Source organism: Stappia sp. MMSF_3263 (genome assembly GCF_030733745.1).
Taxonomy (GTDB): domain Bacteria; phylum Pseudomonadota; class Alphaproteobacteria; order Rhizobiales; family Stappiaceae; genus Stappia.
Map to the genome: position 1 here is coordinate 1 of NZ_JASHIK010000048.1, position 4,448 is coordinate 4,448.

At 67.7% G+C, this 4,448-nt stretch carries 3 protein-coding genes; all 3 read left to right on the forward strand.

The features are described 5' to 3' along the window. Window positions 1–816 (forward strand): carbon monoxide dehydrogenase subunit G (locus RBB46_RS23225; protein WP_306031450.1); only part of this gene is annotated, 816 nt, incomplete at its 5' end. Between the two features lie 351 nt (window positions 817–1,167). Continuing rightward, window positions 1,168–1,659: a (2Fe-2S)-binding protein gene (locus RBB46_RS23230; RefSeq protein WP_306031451.1), complete on the forward strand. Its 492-nt coding sequence runs from the start codon at window positions 1,168–1,170 to the stop codon at window positions 1,657–1,659. A 415-nt stretch (window positions 1,660–2,074) separates the two neighbouring features. Then, window positions 2,075–4,444: a xanthine dehydrogenase family protein molybdopterin-binding subunit gene (locus tag RBB46_RS23235; RefSeq protein ID WP_306031452.1), complete on the forward strand. Its 2,370-nt coding sequence runs from the start codon at window positions 2,075–2,077 to the stop codon at window positions 4,442–4,444. The last annotated feature ends 4 nt before the right edge of the window (window positions 4,445–4,448 follow it).

The window sequence follows — 4,448 nt, forward strand, 5'->3', positions numbered from 1 at the left end:
ATGGATTTGGTAGGCGATTACCGTTTGTTGGCTGGTCGGGTTGCTGTTTGGGATGCATTGAATGATGCGGATGTTCTGCGTCGTTGCATTCCCGGTTGCCAGTCACTCGAGAAGGTTTCGGACCGGGAGATGACGGCGACGGTTGTTGCGAAGATCGGGCCTGTGAAGGCGACGTTCAAGGGTGCGGTGACGCTTGAGAACATGGTTCCTCCGGAGAGTTACACGATCGTGGGGGAGGGCAAGGGCGGGGTTGCCGGCTTTGCGAAGGGGTCGGCGGACGTGTCTCTTGTTGAGGACGGCGACGGGACGGTGCTGAGCTATTCGGTGAAGGCGCAGGTCGGGGGCAAGCTTGCGCAGCTTGGCAGCCGTCTGATCGTGTCGACGTCGCGCAAGATGGCGGACGAGTTTTTCGGGACGTTCAAGGAGATTGTCGAGGGGGGCGGTGCTGCGGCCGGGTCCCCGGGGAGCGCTGACGCCGGGGCGGGGGCCGGAGCCGGGGCGTCCCCGTCTTCACCCCCGTCTTCATCCTCGCCTTCATCCTCGTCCGTGGCGGGGTCATCCACCGGGGCCGAAGCGGGGAGCGGGGCTTCGTCGTCGTTTGCGGGCGTGGAGCTTGACGCGGGCCTTGCGGAGGCGGCGAAGGCGCAGGCGCTTTCGGATGCGCCGCACCGGGTTGGCGAGGCTGTGTCGGAGGCGGTTCACGAGGTGGAGGCCGAGGTCGAGAGCGCGGCGGGCCGGGGTTTTCTGGGCGGTCCGGTTGTGTGGGGCCTTGCGGCGCTTGGCGTCGTGATCGTGGTCCTGGCGTTGATGAGCTGAGGTGAGCGGGGTGCAAGCCGGGCCGGGCGGGCTTTTGGGCTGATGGGGCTGACCTGATGTGGCTGGCCTGATGTGTCTGGGCTGATGTGGCTGGCCTGGCGTTGCTGTTCTGGCGTCGCGGGATTGCGGCCCTGCCGATGGTCTGTTGGCGATGGTCCATTGCCGGGCCGCCTGCCGGGGACCATGTGCCCCGTTCAGGTGTGCCATTCAGGTGTGAAGGCCGGGTTCGGGATTTTTTGACGCCGGGTGTTTTGGGTCCGGCTGTTTCTTGAAGGTTTGGCCGCGTTGTTTGCGGGCGTTTGCGAAGAGCGGATGGCGGCGCGGGGACGCGGGAACGAGAGGGAGGTTTTGATGGGCGATGTGAGTGTTGTTGTGAACGGGCGCGAGGTGACGCGGTCGGTCGAGGACCGGACGCTTCTGGTGGAGTTCCTGCGCGACGTTCTGGGACTGACGGGAACGCATGTGGGCTGCGACACGTCGCAATGCGGGGCGTGCGTGGTGCATGTGGACGGCAAGGCGGTGAAGTCGTGCACGATGCTTGCGGCGCAGGCGTCCGGGTCTGCGGTGACGACGATCGAGGGCCTTGCGCAAGGGGGCGAGCTGCACCCGGTGCAGGCGGCGTTCAAGGAGCATCACGGTCTGCAATGCGGGTTCTGCACGCCGGGGATGATCATGGCGGCTGTCGACATGATCGCGCGCCATGGCGGGGGCCCGCTGGACGAGGCGACGATCCGGGCGGAGCTTGAGGGCAATATCTGCCGCTGCACGGGCTACCACAACATCGTCAAGGCGATCGCGGCGGCAAGCGAGCAGATGGCGGGGATGCAGACGGCTGCCGAGTAGGGGCGCCGAACAGGGCGAGTGCAGGCCGGCGCGGGCCCGCGCATGGCCGCATCCGGCTTCGCACTGGCAATCCGCACTGGGTATCCGCATTGGGGGGACTTGTCGTGCGGGAAGGCTGGCCGGGAGGGCTGGCGGGAAGGGTCGGAGGACCTGGGCGCTGAGGCCTGGAAGCTGAAGCCGGCACGTTGAGAGCCGGGAAGCTGAGGCCTGGAAGCTGAAGAATGAGGGCCTTGCGGCGGGAGGCCGCCAGGCTGGGCCGGCCCGGTGAGGGACGGCGGAAGAACGCAAGAGAGCATGTTCGGGAAACGGCTTTGCGGGCCCGTCCCGGTTTTGGCCCCGGCTTCGGCCCTGTCCCCGTTCCGGGGAAGGGCGCGGGGCGCGAGGGAGCTGAAGGTCCGCTGCGAGGGAGGACGAGATGGCAGGTTCGGTTGAAGGTATCGGTGCGCGGGTTCGCCGGCGCGAGGACAAGCGCTTCATCACCGGCAAGGGGCGTTACACGGACGACATGAGCGTTGCGGGGATGGCGCATGCGGCGTTCGTGCGCTCGCCCCATGCCCATGCGAAGGTGAGGGGGATCGACGCGGCGGCGGCGCGGGCCATGCCCGGGGTGATCGCGGTGCTGAGCGGCCAGGAGCTTGTCGCCGACGGGGTCGGCAACCTGATCTGCGGCTGGATGATCCACTCCAAGGACGGCACCCCGATGAAGATGGGGGCGTGGCGGGCGCTGGAGAGCGAGCATGTGCGCCATGTGGGCCAGGCGGTGGCTGTGGTGATTGCCGGGACGAAGGCACAGGCGCGCGATGCGGCCGATGCGGTGGAGGTCGACTACGAGCCGCTTGCGGCGGTGGTCGATGCGCTGGAGGCGCTGAAGGAGGGGGCGCCGCAGCTGCACGAGGAAGCGCCTGGCAACCTGATCTACGACTGGGAGATCGGCGATGCGGCCGCGACCGATGCGGCCTTCGCTTCCGCCGCGCATGTGACGCGGATGGAGATCCGCAACAACCGGCTGGTGCCCAACCCGATGGAGCCGCGCGCCGCCCTTGCCGACTATGACGAGGCGGAGGAACACTACACGCTGTGGACGACCTCGCAGAACCCGCATGTGGCGCGGCTTGTGCTGTCGGCCTTCTACAACATCGCGCCGGAGCACAAGCTCAGGGTGATCGCGCCGGATGTGGGCGGGGGCTTCGGCTCGAAGATCTACATCTACCCCGAAGAGATGGTCTGCCTGTGGGCGTCGAAGAAGACCGGGGTTCCGGTGAAGTGGACCTGCGACCGGACGGAGGCGTTCCTGACCGACGCGCATGGGCGCGACCACTACTCGGAAGCGGAGATGGCGCTGGACGCCGACAACCGGATCACCGGGCTGCGGGTGAAGACGGTGGCGAACCTTGGCGCCTACATGTCGCTGTTCTCCTCCTCTGTGCCGACCTATCTCTACGCGACGCTCCTGTCGGGCCAGTACGACATTCCGGCGATCCACGCCAACGTGAAGACGGTCTACACCAACACGGTGCCGGTGGATGCCTATCGCGGGGCGGGGCGTCCGGAGGCGACCTACCTGCTGGAGCGGATGATGGAGACGGCGGCGCGCGAGGTGGGGATGGAGCCTGCCGCGTTCCGGCGGGCGAACTTCATCCGCTCGTTCCCGCACCAGACGCCGGTGATCATGTGCTACGACGCGGGCGACTACGACGCCTCGCTGGATGCGGCGCTTTCCGCGATCGACCATGCGGGCTTTGCGGGCCGCAAGGCGGAGGCGGCGCGGCGGGGCAAGCTGCGGGGTCTGGGGCTTTCCTGCTACATCGAGGCCTGCGGCATCGCGCCGAGCCAGGCGGTCGGTTCGCTGGGAGCGGGCGTCGGTCTTTGGGAGTCCGCGGAGGTGCGGGTCAATCCGGTCGGCACGATCGAGGTTCTGACGGGCTCGCACAGCCATGGCCAGGGACACGAGACGACCTTCGCCCAGCTTGTGGCGGAGCGCTTCGGGGTGGGCCTCGACACGGTCTCGATCGTGCACGGGGACACGGACAAGGTGCAGTTCGGCATGGGCACCTACGGCTCGCGCTCGGGTGCGGTCGGCATGTCGGCGATCGTCAAGGCGCTGGACAAGGTGGAGGCGAAGGCGAAGAAGCTGGCGGCGCACCTGATGGAGGCCTCGGAGGGCGACATCACGGTGGAGGGCGGCACGTTCAAGGTGGCGGGCACGGACAAGGAGCTCCCCTTCTTCCAGGTGGCGCTTGCGGCCTACACGGCGCACAACATGCCCGAAGGCATGGAGCCGGGCCTGAAGGAGGGGGCGTTCTACGACCCGACCAACTTCACCTTCCCGGCCGGGACCTATGCGTGCGAGGTGGAGGTCGACCCGGAGACGGGCAAGGTGGAGATCGTCGACTTCGTGGCGGCGGACGACTTCGGCACGATCATCAACCCGATGATCGTGGAAGGCCAGGTGCATGGCGGGCTGACGCAGGGCATCGGCCAGGCCTTGATGGAGAACGCCTCCTATGACGGGGACGGGCAGCTGCTGTCGGGGTCCTACATGGATTACACGATGCCGCGCGCCGACGACGTGCCCTCCTACCGGCTGATGACGACGGTGACGGAATGCCCGGGCAATCCGCTGGGCATGAAGGGCTGCGGGGAGGCGGGGGCGATCGGCTCGCCGCCTGCGGTGATCAACGCGATCACCGATGCGATCGGCACCAATGCGCTGGAGATGCCGGCAACGCCGCAGGCGGTGTGGCGGGCGCTGAAGACCGTGCAGCCGGCGCAGGCGGCCGAATAGGCCG

Bases quoted from the DNA above. Each gene is read 5' to 3' on its own strand.
- RBB46_RS23235 (WP_306031452.1), top strand. From the start codon at position 2,075: ATGGCAGGTTCGGTTGAAGGTATCGGTGCGCGGGTTCGCCGGCGCGAG.
- RBB46_RS23230 (WP_306031451.1), top strand. From the start codon at position 1,168: ATGGGCGATGTGAGTGTTGTTGTGAACGGGCGCGAGGTGACGCGGTCG.